Origin of the sequence: Bradyrhizobium sp. AZCC 2230 (genome assembly GCF_036924495.1) — a bacterium.
GTDB classification, from domain to species: Bacteria; Pseudomonadota; Alphaproteobacteria; order Rhizobiales; family Xanthobacteraceae; genus Bradyrhizobium; species Bradyrhizobium rifense.
Genome location: NZ_JAZHRS010000001.1, coordinates 4,395,100 through 4,411,607, shown reverse-complemented (window position 1 = coordinate 4,411,607; position 16,508 = coordinate 4,395,100). Strand labels below are relative to the sequence as shown.

The following is a 16,508-nucleotide window of genomic DNA, read 5'->3' as shown; positions in this document are numbered from 1 at the left end:
AAGAAGAAACGACAATTCATGACTGAAACGATCGGCATGCTCGGCATCGGGATCATGGGCTCCGCCATGGCGGGGAATTTGATCAAGGCCGGCTTTGCCGTGGTTGGCTACGATCCCGTGCCGGCGGCACGGGATCGTCTTTCCGACATGGGCGGCATGGCGCTGTCGTCGCCGAAGGATGTGGTCGAGGCCGCCGCGATCAGCTTTGCCTCGCTGCCTGGTAGCGCCGCGCTCGCGGAGGCCGCAGCCAGCGTTGCCGGCGCGCGTGGCTCCGGACAGATTCTGATTGAGTGCTCGACGCTGCCGCTCATCGCCAAGCGTGAGGCGTTTGCCGTGATGGAGAGCGCCGGCAAGATCCTGCTCGATTGCCCCGTCAGCGGCACCGGTGCACAGGCCGCAACCGGTGATCTCGTGATCCTCGGCAGCGGCGACGAGCAGGCGTTCAAGCGCTGCGCGGTTGCCTTCGCCGGGATGTCGCGGCGGCAGGTCTATCTCGGTCGGTTCGGCACCGGCAGCATCATGAAATACATCGCCAATCATCTCGTGACGATCCACAACGCCGCAGCAGCCGAAGCGATGCTGCTTGGCATGAAGGCCGGGATCGATCCTGGCCTCGTCTACGATACCCTTGCCGACAGCGCGGGGACGTCACGCATGTTCCAGATGCGCGGGCCGCTGATGCGTGACGAGAACTACGACAATCCGACCGCGACCATTCGAACGCATCTGAAGGATCTCTCGATCATCTCAGGCTTCGCAGCCGAGCTCGGATGCACGCTGCCGGTCTATACCGCCGCAGAGCAGCTCTATCATGCGGGCGAGGCGCTCGGCTTTGCGGCGCGTGATACCGCGTCGGTCTGCGCGGTGCTGGAGCACATGAACGGTTTCGACCGTCACAGCGGCGCCGACGCGCCCACACTTTCGTCCTCCCAATCGTAAAGGAAGAGCCATGTCTGCCTATTGGTGCGCGCGCGTTCACGTGACCGATCCCGAAACTTACGGAAAGTACGCGGCTCTCGCCGGGCCTGCCATCGAGATGCATGGCGGCGTGTTTCTCGCGCGCGGCGGCAAGCAGGTGATCCTCGAGGGCGGCAATTACGAACGCAGCATCGTTGCGCGCTTCCCGAGCCTCGATGCCGCAGTGAAATGCTACAACTCGCCCGAATATTCGGAGGCGCTCAAATACACCATTGGCACGTCCGAGCGCCACATGGTGGCGGTCGAGGGACTTGATTAGACCGTCTTGAAGGAAACTGGACCGTCGCCTGACAACAGGTTCAGGCGACGGGTCCAGTGCGAACTCAGCGAACTTGGGGAAGTTGTAAGGCCGCGTGCAGACGCTAACCCGGCCGCCGAGGGCACTTCAAGTTTCGCTGTGTTGCAACGGCCAGAGATTCATTACTGCTGCCTCCAAACCGCCACAGATGGCGGCCGGTAATTCGAACGCATCAGCGTTCGTTGGCAATGGCAACCGCCGCTTCCACCGCATTCTCCAGGAGTTCGCCGGACTTCGCTGTGTTGCAACGGCCAGAGATTCATTGCTGCTGTGACGAAGCACCCGTGCAAAATGCTGCCTGAGATTCAGGTGCTTCGCCGCGCTTCTGCGACTAATGAAGTCAACGAAATCTGACAAATTGTTATCTCGCGGGAAAGTCTCATCGGCCGAGGCGCGCGGATGCGCGCCAACCATGAATCAAGTCGCTCCGGACCGGTTCCCGAGAAAGTGAACTGACCCTTGAATTGAGAGCCCGCGCAAGCCCGTTTCCGACTATTGCGTCCCTGCCGGCGGTTTGCGAGCATGTCTCCCGGTTGCCCCGGGAGTCACGACGGCATGAGCACGAAGATGACGATCAGTCGGGTTGCCGGTGCTGTTGTGATGGGAATGGCCTCGCTCAGCATGCTCAGCCCGGCGAAGGCCCAGACGGGCCAAGTCGCCCCGCCGGCGGTTGGCGTGATGGAAACGGTCAATCGGCCTGTTACCCAATCGAACGAGTTCTTGGGGCGCATCGAATCTCCAAACCGTGTCAGCGTGGTTGCCCGCGTGACCGCCTTCCTGGAGAAGCGCAATTTTGTCGAGGGCGCCGAGGTGAAAACCGGCGATTTGCTGTACGAACTTGAGCGTGGCCCCTTCGAGGCGGACCTTGCCGCCAAGAAGGCCCAAGTCGCCCAGTTGCAGGCGACGCTCGCCAACGCGAAGCTGACGACGGACCGTGCAAGGACGTTGTTGGGCGGTCCGGCCGGCCAGCAGTCGACATACGATGCCGCGGTCGCCAATCAGCAAAGCCTCGAAGCCCAGGTCCAGGGTGCTCAGGCGCAGGTCGATCTGTCGCAAATCAACCTCGATTACACCCAGATCCGTTCGCCGGTTGACGGCATGATCGGTCGCACGGCGGTGACGCAGGGCAACGTCGTTTCGCCGAGTTCGGGCGTGCTGACCACAATCGTCAGCCAGGACCCGATGTACGTGGTCTTCCCAGTGTCCGTGCGCGAGGCTTTGATCTTGCGCGAGCGCTATGTGACGCGCGGCGGGTTCAAGGCGGTCGTGATCCGAATCCGATTGTCGGACGGTCGCCTTTACGAGCAGGCCGGCCAGCTCAATTTCGTCAACAACACCATCGCCCAGAATACCGATACAATCACGCTGCGTGGCACGATTCCAAATCCTCCACTCTATGAGCGGTCTGCGACCCAGGGATCCGTACGCGAGCTGACCGATAACGAGTTTGTCACGGTCCTTCTGGAAGGCGTAGAGCCGGTCGAGGTTTTGGCGATTCCCCGCGCGGCGGTGCTCTCGGACCAGCAGGGTGATTACGTCTACGTGGTAGGTGACGACAACAAGGCCGAGCAGCGGCGTATTCAGCTTGGGCAGTCCACCTCAACCGTCGCCTCAATTACGTCTGGTCTCAAGCTTGGCGAAAAAGTCATCGTCGAAGGTCTCCAGCGGGTGCGGGTGGGACAGCCTGTATCGCCCGGCCCGGCGAGCGCATTGTTGCAATCCAGCATGAAGGCGACTGCGGACGATGCCGGCGGCCAAAAGGCCAGCAACGGCATCGGGCCGAAGCCGGTGGGCAACGCCCCATGATCTCGTCCGTCTTCGTCGACCGCCCGCGGCTTGCGATCGTTATCGCGTTCGTCATCACGATTGCGGGCGCGCTCGCGCTGTTGCAGATTCCAGTGGCGCAATTCCCCGATATCGTGCCGCCGCAGGTGACCGTCAGCGCCAATTTCCCCGGCGCGTCGGCCGAGGTCGTGGAGTCCAGTGTCGCGCAGCCGCTCGAGGCGCAGGTCGTCGGCGTCGACAAGATGCTCTATATGAAGTCGACCAGCGGCAACGACGGCAGCTATACGCTGACCGTGTCGTTTGCGCTCGGCAGCAATCCCGACATCAATACGGTCAACGTCAACAACCGAGTGCAGAGCGCGCTTGCACAGCTTCCGACGGAGGTCCAGGCACAAGGCCTGACCGTGCAGAAAAAATCCTCCGCCGTGCTCCAGTTCATCGTGCTCTACAGCAACAACGGTGCGCAGGATCCGCTGTTCATCACCAATTATGCCATCATCAACGTGCTGGACGCGATCTCCCGGACGCCCGGCGTCGGCCAGGCGACGCTGTTTGCCAAGCTGAACTATTCGATGCGGATCTGGTTCGATACGCAGCGCTTGACCAGCCTCAATCTCGCACCCTCCGACGTCATTGCGGCAATCCGCGCGCAAAGCGTCCAGGCTCCGGTCGGCCGTATTGGCGCGCGCCCGATCAGCGACGAGCAGCAATTCCAGTTCAACGTGCAGACGCAGGGGCGCCTCACGACCTCGACCCAGTTCGGCAATATCGTGCTGCGGGCCAACACGGACGGATCGGTGCTGCGCATCAAGGATGTTGCCCGGGTCGAAATCGGCGCCCAGAACATGGACAGCGAGTCCCGCATCGACGGTAATCCCGGTGTGCCAATCGGTATCTATCTGGCGCCGGGCGCCAACGCGGTGACGACGGCGAAAGCGGTGCAAGATACCCTGACCAAGGCGTCGGCCCGCTTTCCGCCGGGCCTGAGCTATCTCGTCCAGTACGATTCCACGACCTTCGTGTCCGACACGATCAAGGAGGTACTGAAGACGCTCGGCGAGGCCTTCGTTCTCGTTGTGATCGTCGTGTTCCTGTTTCTCGGGAATTTGCGCGCGACGATCATTCCGGCGGTTGCCGTGCCCGTCAGCCTGATTGGCGCCTTTGCCGTGCTGCTTGCGCTCGGTTACTCCGCCAATACCGTATCTCTGCTCGCGATGGTGCTTGCGATCGGCATCGTGGTCGACGATGCCATCGTCGTGGTCGAGAACGTCGAACGGGTGATGGAGGAAGAGCCCGATCTCTCTCCCGCGGACGCAACCAAGAAGGCGATGAGCCAGATCACGGCTCCGATCATCGCGATCTCGCTGGTGCTGCTGTCGGTGTTCGTCCCGATCGCCTTCATTCCCGGCATCTCCGGAACGCTGTTCCGGCAGTTCGCGGTGACGATCAGCGCGGCCATGGTCATCTCCGCCCTGAACGCATTGACCTTGTCGCCGGCGCTGTGCGCGGTGTTCCTGCGCCATACCGGGCCACGCCACGGCATCATGGGCCGCGTGCTTGGCGGCATCGACTGGGTTCGCGACCGCTATGCCGGCGTCGTGGGCCGGCTGCTGCGGGTGTCCGTGTTGTCGCTGGTTGCGGTGCTGGTGTTCGCCGGCGGCATCTTCGGCGTAGCGAAGATCACGCCGACGGGATTCCTGCCCGAGGAAGATCAGGGAGCGTTCTTCATCGCCGTGCAATTGCCCGACGGCGCCTCGGTGGCACGCACCAGCCAGGTCGCCAAGCAGGTCGAGGCCCTGCTGAAGAAGATGCCCCAGATCGACCACGTGCTCGCGATCATCGGCTTCTCGTTGCTCGACGGCGGCAACGAGCCGAACGCAGCCTTCATCGTCGCGCGTATGAAGCCGTTCGCGGATCGTCAGGCGGCAACCGATACAGTGCAGGCAACGATCCGGCGGACATTCGGTGAGGGCGCGCAAATTCGTCAGGCCAACATCCTGCCGTTCAACCTACCTCCGATCATCGGGCTGTCGACCTCGGGCGGATTCGAGTATCAGCTCGACGCGCTCGAAGGTCAGGATCCGGCCGCGCTCGGCAGTGTGATGGGCGGGCTGGTCGGCGCCGCCAACCGCGATCCGCGGCTGACCCGTGTGTTCTCGACTTTCACCGCGACCAATCCGTCGATCTATCTCGATATCGATCGGGCCAAGGCCCAGGCCCTCGGCCTCAACATGAGCGACGTTTTCACGGCGCTTCAGGCCACGCTCGGCGGCATCTACGTCAACAACTTCAATTTGTTTGGCCGCACCTGGCAGGTCAACGTGCAGGGCGAAGCCGCCAATCGCGGCGACATTCCTGATATCTGGCAGATCTATGTGCGCAATGCGACCGGCGAGATGGTGCCGATCCGTTCGATCGCGAGCCTGAGGATCGTTACCGGACCGCAGGTCATCACCCGTTACAATAACTACCGCTCGGTGACGATCAATGGCGGGCCAGCGGCCGGCGTCTCCTCAGGAACGGCGATTGCAGCCATGGAGGAGTTGTCGAAATCGACCCTGCCGGCCGGCTACTCCTATGAATGGACCGGGACGGCCTATCAGGAGCAGGCTGCCTCCGGGCAGACCGGGATCATTCTCGGTCTCGCGGTGCTGTTCGCCTATCTCTTCCTGGTGGCGCTGTACGAGAGTTGGACCATTCCGGTGCCGGTGCTGCTGGCGGTTACGGTCGGCGTGCTCGGCTCCTATCTCGCCATCAAGATTGCCGGCCTCAATCTCGATCTCTACGGCCAGATCGGCCTCGTGGTGCTGATCGCGCTCGCGGCCAAGAACGGCATCCTGATCGTCGAGTTCGCCAAGGAGCAGCGCGAAGCCGGTCGGTCGGTGGTGGACGCAGCCGTCTTGGGATCGCAGATGCGCTTTCGTGCCGTCATGATGACTTCGATCGCCTTCATCCTTGGCCTGGTGCCGTTGGTGGTCGCGACCGGCGCCGCCGAGATTAGCCGCAGGGCCGTCGGCACGGCGGTGTTCGGGGGCATGCTCGCGGCGAGTTCGATCGGCATTTTTCTGGTGCCGATGCTCTACGTGACATTCCAGAACTGGCGAGAAGCCATAAAGCGGCTGTCGAGCAAGAAACAATCGTCGGAAAAAGCCTAGGAACCAGTCCGAACTATTACCCGTTGGCGAGGGCGACCGCGGCCTCTACCGTATTGTCCAGGATCTCGTCGGACAATTGCTTGTCATTGACAGCGCGTGACAATTGCAATGCGCCGACCATGGTAGCGTAGATCGTGATCGCCTTGCGCCGACGCTCCTTCGCGGAGCCCTGCCTGATCTGCTCCGCCACCAGCGTGATGATGTCGGCGACCTTGCCGGTGAAAGCATCGCGTGTCGCCTTTGGATGCCGCGCGATCTCGGCGACCAGCGCGGCGGTCGGGCAGCCGGACCCGGCGCGGTCGCGATGCCGTGTCGAAAGATAGTCGCGGATCGTGGTTTCGAGCGCGACGCCGTTTTCCAGATTGGCCTTGTGCCGCTCCTCGCGCCGGGTGAGCGCATCGGTCAGCACCTCCCGCACCAGATCCTCCTTGGAGGCAAAGTGCGAGTAGAAAGCGCCGTTGGTGAGGCCTGCCTCCGACATGATGCCGGCAAGGCCGACCGCGGCGATGCCGCTCTCGCGGAACTGCGCGGAGGCGATATCGAGGATATGCCGGCGGGTTTCGTCCTTGTGTCCCTTGTCGTAGCGCATGGGCCCTAACTCCCTCCTGTCGTCCGCCCCTGGAAGTGCTGGCCACAGGATCGTGAGCGATTTTCTATTGCATTACGATCATAATAAAGCATTATGAGCGTAATGCAATGGCTGACGCACCGGCGACAGCCCGAAGAGCAACAGGACCTCAGGAATGTCAGTCGAGGACGTCGCCGCACCGCCCTTGTCAGCAATGGGGGCGCCGGCTCGCAGCGCGCCTCGCACCGTGCCGACACCCGCCGATCAGCGGCGCGCCGCGCTTCTGACGGCACCGATCCTGCCGACCTTGCTCAAGCTCGCGCTGCCGACCGTGACCGTTCTGGTGGCGCAGACCGCGGTCAACATCGCGGAGGCCTATTATGTCGGCTATCTCGGTACCGATGCGCTGGCCGGTGCTGCGCTGGTGTTTCCGATCTTCATGCTGATGACCATGATGTCGAACGGCGGGTTCGGCTCCGGCGTGGCCTCGTCGGTGGCGCGTGCGGTCGGCGCCGGCCGTCGCGACGATGCGGATGCGGCACTGCTCCACGCCATCGTGCTTGCGATCATCGCGGGCGCGCTGTTCACGCTGGGGGTGCACTTCGGCGGCCCGGCGTTGTTCCGCGCCCTCGGCGGCCGCGACGGCGCGCTCGACGCGGCCATCACCTATTCGAGTTATCTGTTTGCAGGTGCGATTCCCGTTTGGATCGTCAACCTCCAGGCGGCCGCGTTGCGCGGCTCCGGCAACGTCAAGGTGCCGGCGCTGGTGACGCTGATCGGCGCGATCGTGACGATCCCGGTTTCGCCGCTGCTGATCTTCGGCTTCGGCCCCGTGCCAAGCCTCGGCATCGGCGGCGCCGGCATTGCTTTCGGCCTCTATTACGGCGCGGCCATGCTGTTTCTGCTACGCTACATGTCCTCGGGCGCATCCGGCCTGAGGCTGCACATCGTCCCGCTGCGCGCAAAGATTTTCGGCGACATGCTGAAGGTCGGCATCCCCACCGCGTTCAACGCCGTGCTGACCAATCTCACCGTCATCCTCGTCACCGGAGCGGTCGGCCTGTTCGGCACCTCGGCGCTGGCCGGCTACGGCATCGCTTCGCGGCTCGACTACATCATGATCCCGCTGCTGTTCGGCATCAGCACGGCGACGCTGACCATGGTCGGCGTCAACATGGGCGCAGGCCAGACCGCGCGGGCGCAGAGGATCGGCTGGATCAGCGGCGCTGCCGGCCTGATCATGACCGGCGCGATCGGCCTGCTGGTCGCGATCTTTCCGACGGCTTGGCTGCACATCTTCAGCCACGACGCGGAGGTGGTGAGCGAAGGCATGACTTATTTGCGCATCGTGGCGCCAGCTTATGCCGCGCTGGGTTTTGGCTTCGTCACGTCGTTCGCCGCGCAAGGCACAGGCCGGGCAATGGGCCCTCTGCTGTCCGCGGTCGCGCGCATCCTGATCGCGGCCGGTGGCGGCTGGATTGCGGTTACGTATTTCGGTGCGGGAATGACCGGGCTCGCCGTCATGGTGACGGTGTCGCTCGCCGCCTATGCCGTGATCTGCGTGCTGATCATGCTGTCGCCGTCGACCTGGCGCGCCGAGCCGCGCGCGTAGGGAAGGGCTTGCGCGCGGCCTGCATCTGCCCAATTTGCGTTCGTTTCCCATTTGGCGGCAAACGGAGAAGCGTTGACCGCGGGGGGCGGTCAATATGGATTTTCATTTCATTGATTTCGCCTTGGGGAGAAGCGATTACGGTTCCAATCATTGCCGCTGAGTTATGGAGGCCCAAGATGTCGTTTCGTCCCGCCCTGATTCTCGCAACCGTGCTCGCCGCATGGTTGGCCGCAGCAAACGGTGAGACCATCAAGATCGGCGTGACGCCGGGCCCGCATGCACAGATCTTCGAGGCGGTGAAGCCGGTCGCCGCCAAGCAGGGGCTCGACATCCAGCTCATCGAGTTCTCCGACTATGTGGTGCCGAACGCGGCGCTCGATGCCGGCGACATCCAGGCCAATTCGTTCCAGAACCAGCCTTATCTCGACAACCAGAAGGCCGACCGTGGCTACAAGATCGAGCCGGTTGGCCTCACCGTGAATTTCCCGATCGGCGTCTATTCGAAGAAGCACAAGGCTTTCGCCGACATTCCCGACGGCGGCAAGATCTCGATCCCCAACGATCCGACCAATGGCGGCCGCGTGCTGCTGCTGCTGCGCGACAAGGGCGTGATCAAGCTGAAGGACGGTACAGGCTTCAAGCCGACCGTGCTGGATGTCACCGAGAATCCCAAGAAGCTGAAGTTTATCGAAGTCGATGCGGCCCAGGCGCCGCGCGCGCTCGACGACGTCGACGCGGCCGCGATCAACACCAATTATGCAACCCAGGCGGGCCTCGATCCCGTCAAGGATCCGATCCTGCGCGAGGACCCGAAGGGGCCCTATGTCAACCTGATCGCGGTACGCAGCGCCGACAAGGACAAGCCCTGGGTCAAGATTCTGGTCGACAGCTACCACACGCCCGAGGTGAAGGAGTTCATCCTCGCCAAGTTCAAGGGCGCGGTGCTGCCGAGCTGGTAGGCAATCTGCCTGCCCAAGGCCCAGCGCCGGAGGCCTATCCCGGCGGGCAGCCTTGCGCATTGCCCGCTTGTCTCGGGCCGCCGCAACCGACATCATCGGGGCCGTGGCCATCCTCGCCCGACAGGGGTCGTATGAAACGCTTTGCAAACCTGAAACGCCTGGGCTTCTTCACGCGGCTGCTCGACGAGGCGCCGCCGGCGGAGCGGTATCGCTTCGCCGCCGAGCAGATCGTGCGGGCTGAGCAGGCCGGTCTCGATTCCGCGTGGATCGCGCAGCATCATTTTCACGAGCGCGAGGGCGGGCTGCCGTCACCCTTCACCTTCCTCGGCTATGTCGCAGCCCAAACCTCGCGCATTCGCCTCGGCACCGGCATCGTCACCCTGCCGCTGGAGAGTGCGGTGCGGGTGGCGGAGGACGCCGCGGTGCTCGACCTCCTCTGCAAAGGCAGGTTCGAGCTCGGCGTCGGCACCGGTGGCAACCCGTCGGCGTTTGCCGCCTTTGGCCTCGACGGCACCCAGCGCAACGAGATCTTTGCGCGCAATCTCGAGGTGGTCCGCAAGGCGCTGACCGGCAAGCAGCTCGATGGCGGCGACACGCTCTATCCGCAGCGGCCGCAATTGGACAAGCGCATCTGGCAGGCGACATTCTCGGTGGCGGGCGGCGCGCGCGCCGGTAAGGCTGGCGATGGCCTGCTGCTCTCGCGCACCCAGCCGCGGGCCAAGGACGCGCCGAAGGCCACGCTCGCAGAGATCCAGAATCCGATCATCGACGCCTATCTCGCAGCGCTGCCGTCGGGCGCGGAGCCGCGGATCATGGCGTCGCGCAGCGTGTTCGTCGCTGACGATCATCGCGAGGCGCTGCGGCTCGCAGATATTGGGTTGCGGCGCGCTTTGCCGCAGTTCATGAAGAGCGGCCACCTTCCCCCGGGCGAGACGCTGGAGGAGATGATCACGGCGTTCGACACCCATGTCGGCGGCGCCGACGAGGTCATTGCCTCGCTGCGCACGGATGCGACGCTGGAGCGGGTGACCGATCTGGTGTTCCAGGTTCACTCGGTCGATGCGCCGCACCCCCACGTTCTGCGCTCGATCGAACTGGTGGCCGAGAAGGTCGCACCGGCACTGGGTTGGACCAGGACAGCACCCGAAGTGGCCCTTGCGGGCTAGTCGGATTTATGGATTGCAAGAGGCCCTATGATGAGTACGCCTGACATCATCGATACGCTCGCCGGGATCAAGCCAGGATCGGAGCTGGACGCCATCCGCGCGAAGCGCGTGCAGGCGCGCGACAATGCGCAGAAGAGCTACCTCAGCCTGTTCGAGCCGATTGACGCCGGCGATTTCTCGCTGCTCGAACGCGCCGCGGTTGCGGCCTTCGTGACCGGGCTCCATGGCGAGTCTCCCGTTGCCACCTTCTACCGCGAGAAGCTTGCCGCGAGCGCGGATGGCGCGCGTCTGGTCGAGGTGATCGAGGCCGAGATCGCGCGGGGCAAGACGTCGGGTCCGTATGGCTCCTTTCCGGCCGGCCCGCTGTCGATCGAGAACACGGCCGGCTTGATCTATCGCGTGAGTGCAGCGAGCAAGCCGGCACTCGGCAACAGGCTCGTTGCGGCGCTCGAGCATGCGCATCTCCTGGTGTTCCGGCCGCGCGATGCGGCGTCCACCGACATGAAGGCGTTGCTTGCCGCCGGCTGGTCGAACACCGGCATCGTCACCTTCTCCCAACTCGTCGCGTTCCTGTCGTTTCAGGTGCGGGTCGTCAGCGGCTTGCGTACGCTCGCCGCGGCGAACGCATAAGAGGAGGCTGCATCATGAGCGCCACCGTCAATCCGCCCGTCGTCTTCACTCAGGATGAGCTTGGCTGGGTCTCCTGGATCGAGCCGTTGCCCGAGGCTGATCTCACCGAGCGGCATTTCGCTGGCCTCGTCGATCGCGCCCGCGCCAAGTCGGAATATTTCCGGCTGCTGGTGCGCGATCCCGAGGTGCTGGAAGCCCGCACCAAGACCGACAAGGACATCTTCTACAACGTTGCCGACGGTCTGCCGCGCGCTGAGCGTGAGCTCGCAGCGGCGGCAACCTCGCGCTACAACGGCTGCATCTATTGCGCCTCGGTGCATGCGCGCTTCGCCAGCACCTATTCCAAGCGCCGTGAGGACGTGCAGAGGCTGCTCGACGAAGGCGTCACCGCCGATCTCGGCGAGCGCTGGAACGCCGTGGTCAAGGCCTCAGTGGCGCTGGCATCGACGCCGATCGCGTTCGGTCCCGACAATATTGCGGAGCTGCGCAGCGCGGGCCTCGACGATGCCGAGATCGTCGATGTCATCAACGGCGCCTCGTTCTTCAACTGGGCGAACCGGCTGATGCTGTCGCTTGGCGAGCCCTCGAAATAGGCAATCTCACCGGCACAAGAATTGCTGCTTTGTTTGTAACACCTGACTGGATGGAGCCGTGCATGAGCAACATCAATCGTAGAACCCTGGTCAAGGGCTCGCTCGCCGCCGCAATCGCCGGAACAGCGCTCTCGCGTGCTGCGTTCGCTGATACCGCAGAGCCGATCCTGCTCGGCGTCAGCGGTCCCCTCACGGGACCGAACGCGCAATATGGCACGCAATGGAAGCAGGGCTTCGATCTCGCGCTCGACGATATCCTGGCCGGCGGCGGCATCAACGGCCGCAAGCTCGCCTATCAATTCGAGGATAGCCAGAGCGATCCGCGGCAATCGGTCGCGATCGCGCAGAAGTTCGTCTCTGACCCCAAGATTGTCCTGGAGCTCGGCGATTTCTCCAGCCCCGCCTCGATGGCGGCCTCGCCGATCTATCAGCGCGGCGGCCTCGTGCAGTTCGGCTTCACCAATTCGCACCCTGACTTCACCAAGGGCGGTGACTTCATGTGGAGCACCTCGGTGAGCCAGGCCGATGAGCAGCCGCTGCTGGCGGCCTATGCCGTGAAGAAGCTTGGCCTGAAGAGGCTTGCGGTGCTGCACCTCAACACCGATTGGGGCCGCACCAGCCGCGACTATTTCAACAACGCCGCCAAGGAATATGGCGCGGAGATCGCCATCACCGAAGGCTATATCGCCGAGGAGCGAGACTTCCGCTCCACGCTGGTCCGCGTGCGCGACGCCAATCCGGACGGGCTGGTCCTGATCTCCTACTATTCCGACGGTGCGCTGATCGCGCGCCAGGCGCGGCAGGTCGGGCTGAAGCAGGTGATCTGCGCCGCGAGTTCGGTCTACTCGCCGAAATTCATCGAGCTCGGCGGCGACGCCGTCGAGGACGTCCACGTCGGCACGCGATACTTCCCGGAGGACCCGCGGCCAGAGGTGCAGAAATTCATCGCCGGCTTCAAGAAGAAGTACAACGGGCTCGAGCCCGACGCGTTTAACGCCTATGCCTATGACGCCATGAACATGGCGGCTGCCGTGGTGAAAATCGGCGGCACCGACCGCCGCGCCATTCGCGATGCCTTCACCAAGGTCAAGGACGTCCCTAGCGTCATCTTCGGCACCGCGACGTTCGACGTTGCCAGCCGCCGCGTCAAGGGTGCGATGAATGCCGAGCTCGTCGTGCGCAAGGGCCAGTTCGCGCTTTGGGACGGCAAGCCGACCTGACATGATGGCCGGGGCGCTAGCCTCGGCCGCTTTTCTCTGATTGGGACCATCGCGTGTCTTCCTGGCTCGACTACACCATCAACGGGCTGATCGTCGGCAATGTCTACGCCCTCGTTGCAGTCGGGCTCGCGCTGATCTTCGGTGTCAGCCGGCTGATCAATTTTGCGCAAGGGTCGATCTATCTGGTCGGTGCCTATATCGGCTGGGTCGCGGTGGTGCAGCTGCATACGCCGCTGCCGCTCACCATCATCTTGGTCGCGGTGGTGGCGGCGCTGGTCGGGCTGATCATCGAGCGGTTCGGCCTGCGGCCGCTGCAGAACTCGGTGCGCATCGCGCCGCTGCTGGCGACGATCGGCATCAGCTTCGTGCTCGATCAGCTGGTGATGCTGACCTTCTCGCCGAATCCGCGCGCGCTGCCGAGCCAGTTGCCGGACGTGCGCTTCCAGGTCGGCGGTGGCACCATCGGGCCGCTTGATCTCCTCATCGCCGGTGTCGGCATCTCCAGCGCGCTGCTGCTCTTCGTGTTCCTGCGCTACAGCAAGCTTGGCTGGGCGGTGCGCGCGGCCTCGCAGGACCGCGACGCCGCGATGCAGATGGGCGTCGATGTCAACCGCGTCAATCAGGCGGTGTTCGGCATTGCGGCTGCGCTCGGTGGCGTCTCCGGCCTGCTGGTCGGCATGTACTATAACCAGATCGACACCGCGATGAGCCTGCAGGCGACGCTCAAGGGCGTCGTCGCGGAAGTCGTCGGCGGTGCCGGTAATGTGCCAGGTGCTGTAGTCGGCAGTCTGCTGTTGGGACTGGTCGAGAGCTACGGCGTCGCCGTGTTCGGCACCAGCTACCGTAACCTGTTCGCCTTCCTGCTGCTGGTCGTCGTGCTGGTGCTGCGGCCGAACGGCTTGTTCGCAAGCGCCCGGCAGGCGCCGCCCGAACCACTCACTGGCACGTTCATCGCGCCGAGCCGGCCGGTGCGCATTCCGCGTTGGGCCTTGGCTGTCGCGGTCGCCGTATTCGCGATCCTGCCGCTGTTGCCGGTGTCCTTCTACGTGCTCCAGACCCTGATCAACGCCTGGCTGCTCGGCATGCTCGCGCTGAGCCTCACGCTGATTGCCGGCACGATCGGCCAGGTCTCGCTGGGGCACGCTGCGCTGCTCGCGATCGGCGCCTATACGTCGGCGCTGCTGTCGCTGACACTCTCCGTTCCCGTCGGTCTGGCCATCATCGCCGGCGGCCTGATGAGCGCTGCGCTCGGCACGATCCTGATCTCGCCGTCGTTCCGGCTGCGCGGGCATTACGTCTCGATCGCGACACTCGCCATCGGCGAGATCGTGTCGCTGGTGATTTTGAACTGGGAAAGCGTCACGCGCGGCCCGATCGGCATCTCCGGCATCCCGCCGCTGTCGTTGTTCGGCTACGATCTGATCGATCCGAAATCGGTGTACTGGTTCAGCTTCGCCGTGATGATCGTGCTGGCGCTGCTCCAGGCGCGCCTGCTCTCATCGCATCTCGGCCGCAGTTTTCGCGCCATCCGCGACGACGATATCGCGGCGCGTGCCTATGGCCTCAGCCTGAACCGCTATAAATCGCTCGCCTTCATCTTCGGTGGGTTCGCCGCCGGCGTCAGCGGCGGCATCGCGGCGCATCTCTATTCCTACATCAACCACGAAACGTTCAACACGCAGCAATCCATTCTGGCGCTGACCGTCGTGATCCTCGGCGGCTTGGGCAATGTCGTCGGTGCCATCGTCGGTGCGGTGGCGCTGGTCGGTCTGCCGGAAGTGTTCCGGATCGCGGCGGAGTACCGCATCCTGATCTACGGCATCGTGCTGCTGCTGCTCGTGCGGTTCAGGCCGCAGGGCCTGTTGGGGACGATCTGATGGCGGAGGCGCATGCACCGCTGTTGTCCCTGCGCGGCTTGACCCGCCGCTTCGGCGGGCTGACGGCCGTCGACGGCATTGATCTCGATCTCGCCAGGGGCGGGCTCGTCAGCATCATCGGCCCGAACGGCGCCGGCAAGACCACGCTGTTCAATCTCGTCACCGGGCTCGACCGGCCGGATGCTGGCGAGGTTCGTTTCGAGGGGCAGGACATTACCGGGCTCTCGCCGGAGCGACTGGCAGCGCAAGGCATCGCGCGCACGTTCCAGCTGGGCCGCGTGTTCGGCAATCTCAGCGTGATGGACAACGTCCTGATCGGCGCCCATACGCGCTTACGCGCCGTGAAGCCGGCGGTGCCGGTGATCGGCCCGCTGCTGGAACTGGGGCTGGCGCTGTTGCGCCCTTCCAGCGTCAAGGCCGAGGAAGAACGGCTGCGCGAAGAGGTGAAGGCCATTCTCGCCCGCTTCGGCGAGCGGCTGGTGCCGCGGATCGACCAGCCCGCCTACAGTCTCTCTTACGCCAATCGCCGCCGCGTCGAGATCGGCCGCGCGCTGGCGCTGAAGCCGCGTCTCTTGCTGCTCGACGAGCCCACGGCCGGCATGAATCCGAGCGAGACCGCGGAGATGCAGGGCCTCGTCGCCGAGCTGAAGGCGGAGGGGCTGACCATCCTTCTGATCGAGCACAAGCTGGAGATGGTGATGCGTCTCTCCGACCGCGTCATCGTCATGGACGAGGGCCAGAAGATCGCGGAAGGGCCGGGCGAACAGGTGCGCAACGATCCCAAGGTGATCGAGGCCTATCTCGGTCACGGCCTGTCGGGGACGGCGGAGCAGGAGAGCGCGGCATGACCACGGGCGCCCCCGAACCGTTGCTGGCGCTGACGAACGTCAACACGTTTTACGGCCAGGCCCAGGTGCATTTCGACCTGTCGATCACTGTCGGCCGCGGCCACATCGTCTGCCTGCTCGGCGGCAATGCCAGCGGCAAGTCGACGACGATGAAGATCATTTTGGGCCTGGTGAAGCCGCGCTCCGGCGAGGTGACGTTTGACGGCGCCTCGCTGATCGGGCTCACCACGCCGCAGATCGTTCGTCGCGGCATCGCCTCGGTGCCGGAGGCGCGCCGTCTGTTCGCGGAGATGAGCGTCCGCGAGAACATTTTGATGGGCGCCTTCGTGCGCAACGACCGCGAGGCCGTGGCGCAGGATCTCGATAAGATGCTCACGCTGTTCCCGAAGCTCGGGCAGCGGCTGTCGCAGCGGGCAGGCTCACTCTCCGGCGGCGAGCAGCAGATGGTCGCGATGGCGCGCGCACTGATGAGCCGTCCCAGGATCATCGTGATGGACGAGCCGACCATGGGCCTGTCTCCGCTCTATGTCGATCGCGTGCTGGAGCTGATCCGCACCATCAACCAGGAAGGCGTCTCGGTCTTCATGGTCGAGCAGAACGCCAGCCTCGCGCTCGAGATCGCGCACGAGGCCTATGTGCTCCAGACCGGCAAGATCGTGCTGTCCGGCTCGGCGCGGACGCTGAAAGACGATCCCCGCGTTCGCGACGCCTATCTCGGCGGGTCCGAGGCGGCGTAAGGCGGGCATGCACGAAAATCGTCCCGGTCGCGCGGGATTGCACTGGTCCGTATGATCATTCTATGAAAAGATCATACCGTTG

14 protein-coding genes are annotated in these 16,508 nt (G+C 64.1%); 13 read left to right on the top strand and 1 reads right to left on the bottom strand.

Going from position 1 to position 16,508, the window contains the following annotated elements; all coding sequences use genetic code 11:
- Positions 1 to 18 precede the first annotated feature (18 nt).
- The 4 genes from V1280_RS21090 (at position 19) to V1280_RS21075 (ending at position 6,216) form a co-directional block, all read left to right on the top strand.
- A complete protein-coding gene (locus V1280_RS21090) occupies positions 19 to 939 on the top strand; it encodes an NAD(P)-dependent oxidoreductase (protein WP_334528263.1) in 921 nt (306 codons plus the stop codon).
- 10 nt (positions 940 to 949) lie between these two features.
- Entirely contained in the window at positions 950 to 1,237 is a 288-nt protein-coding gene (locus V1280_RS21085; protein ID WP_334528260.1) for a DUF1330 domain-containing protein, read from the top strand.
- 594 nt (positions 1,238 to 1,831) lie between these two features.
- On the top strand, positions 1,832 to 3,082 hold the full coding sequence (locus V1280_RS21080) for an efflux RND transporter periplasmic adaptor subunit (RefSeq protein ID WP_442895145.1): 1,251 nt from the start codon (positions 1,832 to 1,834) through the stop codon (positions 3,080 to 3,082).
- Positions 3,079 to 6,216, top strand: a complete 3,138-nt coding sequence (locus tag V1280_RS21075) for an efflux RND transporter permease subunit (RefSeq protein ID WP_334528257.1) — start codon at positions 3,079 to 3,081, stop codon at positions 6,214 to 6,216. Before V1280_RS21080 ends, V1280_RS21075 begins: the two co-directional genes overlap by 4 nt.
- A 16-nt stretch (positions 6,217 to 6,232) precedes the next feature.
- Here V1280_RS21075 and V1280_RS21070 read toward each other — a convergent pair whose 3' ends face one another.
- On the bottom strand, positions 6,233 to 6,805 hold the full coding sequence (locus tag V1280_RS21070; protein ID WP_334528254.1) for a TetR/AcrR family transcriptional regulator: 573 nt from the start codon (positions 6,803 to 6,805) through the stop codon (positions 6,233 to 6,235).
- A 154-nt stretch (positions 6,806 to 6,959) separates the two neighbouring features.
- Here V1280_RS21070 and V1280_RS21065 point away from each other — a divergent pair, with 154 nt between their 5' ends.
- The 9 genes from V1280_RS21065 (at position 6,960) to V1280_RS21025 (ending at position 16,426) form a co-directional block, all read left to right on the top strand.
- The gene (locus V1280_RS21065; protein WP_334528251.1) at positions 6,960 to 8,396 is read left to right on the top strand and encodes an MATE family efflux transporter; all 1,437 of its coding nucleotides are present in this window, start codon (positions 6,960 to 6,962) and stop codon (positions 8,394 to 8,396) included.
- A gap of 176 nt (positions 8,397 to 8,572) precedes the next feature.
- Positions 8,573 to 9,355: a MetQ/NlpA family ABC transporter substrate-binding protein gene (locus tag V1280_RS21060; protein ID WP_334528248.1), complete on the top strand. Its 783-nt coding sequence runs from the start codon at positions 8,573 to 8,575 to the stop codon at positions 9,353 to 9,355.
- 131 nt (positions 9,356 to 9,486) lie between these two features.
- Complete coding sequence (locus tag V1280_RS21055; RefSeq protein WP_334528245.1) at positions 9,487 to 10,521, top strand: putative FMN-dependent luciferase-like monooxygenase; 1,035 nt, start codon at positions 9,487 to 9,489, stop codon at positions 10,519 to 10,521.
- 30 nt (positions 10,522 to 10,551) lie between these two features.
- Complete coding sequence (locus V1280_RS21050) at positions 10,552 to 11,151, top strand: CMD domain protein (protein ID WP_334538371.1); 600 nt, start codon at positions 10,552 to 10,554, stop codon at positions 11,149 to 11,151.
- 14 nt (positions 11,152 to 11,165) lie between these two features.
- The gene (locus tag V1280_RS21045; RefSeq protein ID WP_334528242.1) at positions 11,166 to 11,744 is read left to right on the top strand and encodes an alkylhydroperoxidase domain protein; all 579 of its coding nucleotides are present in this window, start codon (positions 11,166 to 11,168) and stop codon (positions 11,742 to 11,744) included.
- Positions 11,745 to 11,806: 62 nt separating this feature from the next.
- Positions 11,807 to 12,964 carry an ABC transporter substrate-binding protein gene (locus tag V1280_RS21040; RefSeq protein WP_334528239.1) on the top strand — a complete coding sequence of 386 codons (1,158 nt, stop codon included), beginning with the start codon at positions 11,807 to 11,809 and terminating at the stop codon, positions 12,962 to 12,964.
- A gap of 53 nt (positions 12,965 to 13,017) precedes the next feature.
- A complete protein-coding gene (locus V1280_RS21035) occupies positions 13,018 to 14,841 on the top strand; it encodes an ABC transporter permease (protein WP_334528236.1) in 1,824 nt (607 codons plus the stop codon).
- Positions 14,841 to 15,689, top strand: a complete 849-nt coding sequence (locus tag V1280_RS21030) for an ABC transporter ATP-binding protein (protein ID WP_334528233.1) — start codon at positions 14,841 to 14,843, stop codon at positions 15,687 to 15,689. The genes V1280_RS21035 and V1280_RS21030 overlap by 1 nt, the downstream gene beginning before the upstream one ends.
- Positions 15,686 to 16,426 (top strand): ABC transporter ATP-binding protein, encoded by a 741-nt coding sequence (locus tag V1280_RS21025; RefSeq protein ID WP_334528231.1) that lies wholly within the window; start codon positions 15,686 to 15,688, stop codon positions 16,424 to 16,426. The genes V1280_RS21030 and V1280_RS21025 overlap by 4 nt, the downstream gene beginning before the upstream one ends.
- The last annotated feature ends 82 nt before the right edge of the window (positions 16,427 to 16,508 follow it).

Coding starts and splice junctions, on each gene's coding strand:
- V1280_RS21070 (WP_334528254.1), bottom strand. CDS start 6,805: ATGCGCTACGACAAGGGACACAAGGACGAAACCCGCCGGCATATCCTC.
- V1280_RS21080 (WP_442895145.1), top strand. CDS start 1,832: ATGAGCACGAAGATGACGATCAGTCGGGTTGCCGGTGCTGTTGTGATG.
- V1280_RS21025 (WP_334528231.1), top strand. CDS start 15,686: ATGACCACGGGCGCCCCCGAACCGTTGCTGGCGCTGACGAACGTCAAC.
- V1280_RS21060 (WP_334528248.1), top strand. CDS start 8,573: ATGTCGTTTCGTCCCGCCCTGATTCTCGCAACCGTGCTCGCCGCATGG.
- V1280_RS21055 (WP_334528245.1), top strand. CDS start 9,487: ATGAAACGCTTTGCAAACCTGAAACGCCTGGGCTTCTTCACGCGGCTG.
- V1280_RS21045 (WP_334528242.1), top strand. CDS start 11,166: ATGAGCGCCACCGTCAATCCGCCCGTCGTCTTCACTCAGGATGAGCTT.
- V1280_RS21040 (WP_334528239.1), top strand. CDS start 11,807: ATGAGCAACATCAATCGTAGAACCCTGGTCAAGGGCTCGCTCGCCGCC.
- V1280_RS21065 (WP_334528251.1), top strand. CDS start 6,960: ATGTCAGTCGAGGACGTCGCCGCACCGCCCTTGTCAGCAATGGGGGCG.
- V1280_RS21085 (WP_334528260.1), top strand. CDS start 950: ATGTCTGCCTATTGGTGCGCGCGCGTTCACGTGACCGATCCCGAAACT.
- V1280_RS21030 (WP_334528233.1), top strand. CDS start 14,841: ATGGCGGAGGCGCATGCACCGCTGTTGTCCCTGCGCGGCTTGACCCGC.
- V1280_RS21075 (WP_334528257.1), top strand. CDS start 3,079: ATGATCTCGTCCGTCTTCGTCGACCGCCCGCGGCTTGCGATCGTTATC.
- V1280_RS21090 (WP_334528263.1), top strand. CDS start 19: ATGACTGAAACGATCGGCATGCTCGGCATCGGGATCATGGGCTCCGCC.
- V1280_RS21050 (WP_334538371.1), top strand. CDS start 10,552: ATGAGTACGCCTGACATCATCGATACGCTCGCCGGGATCAAGCCAGGA.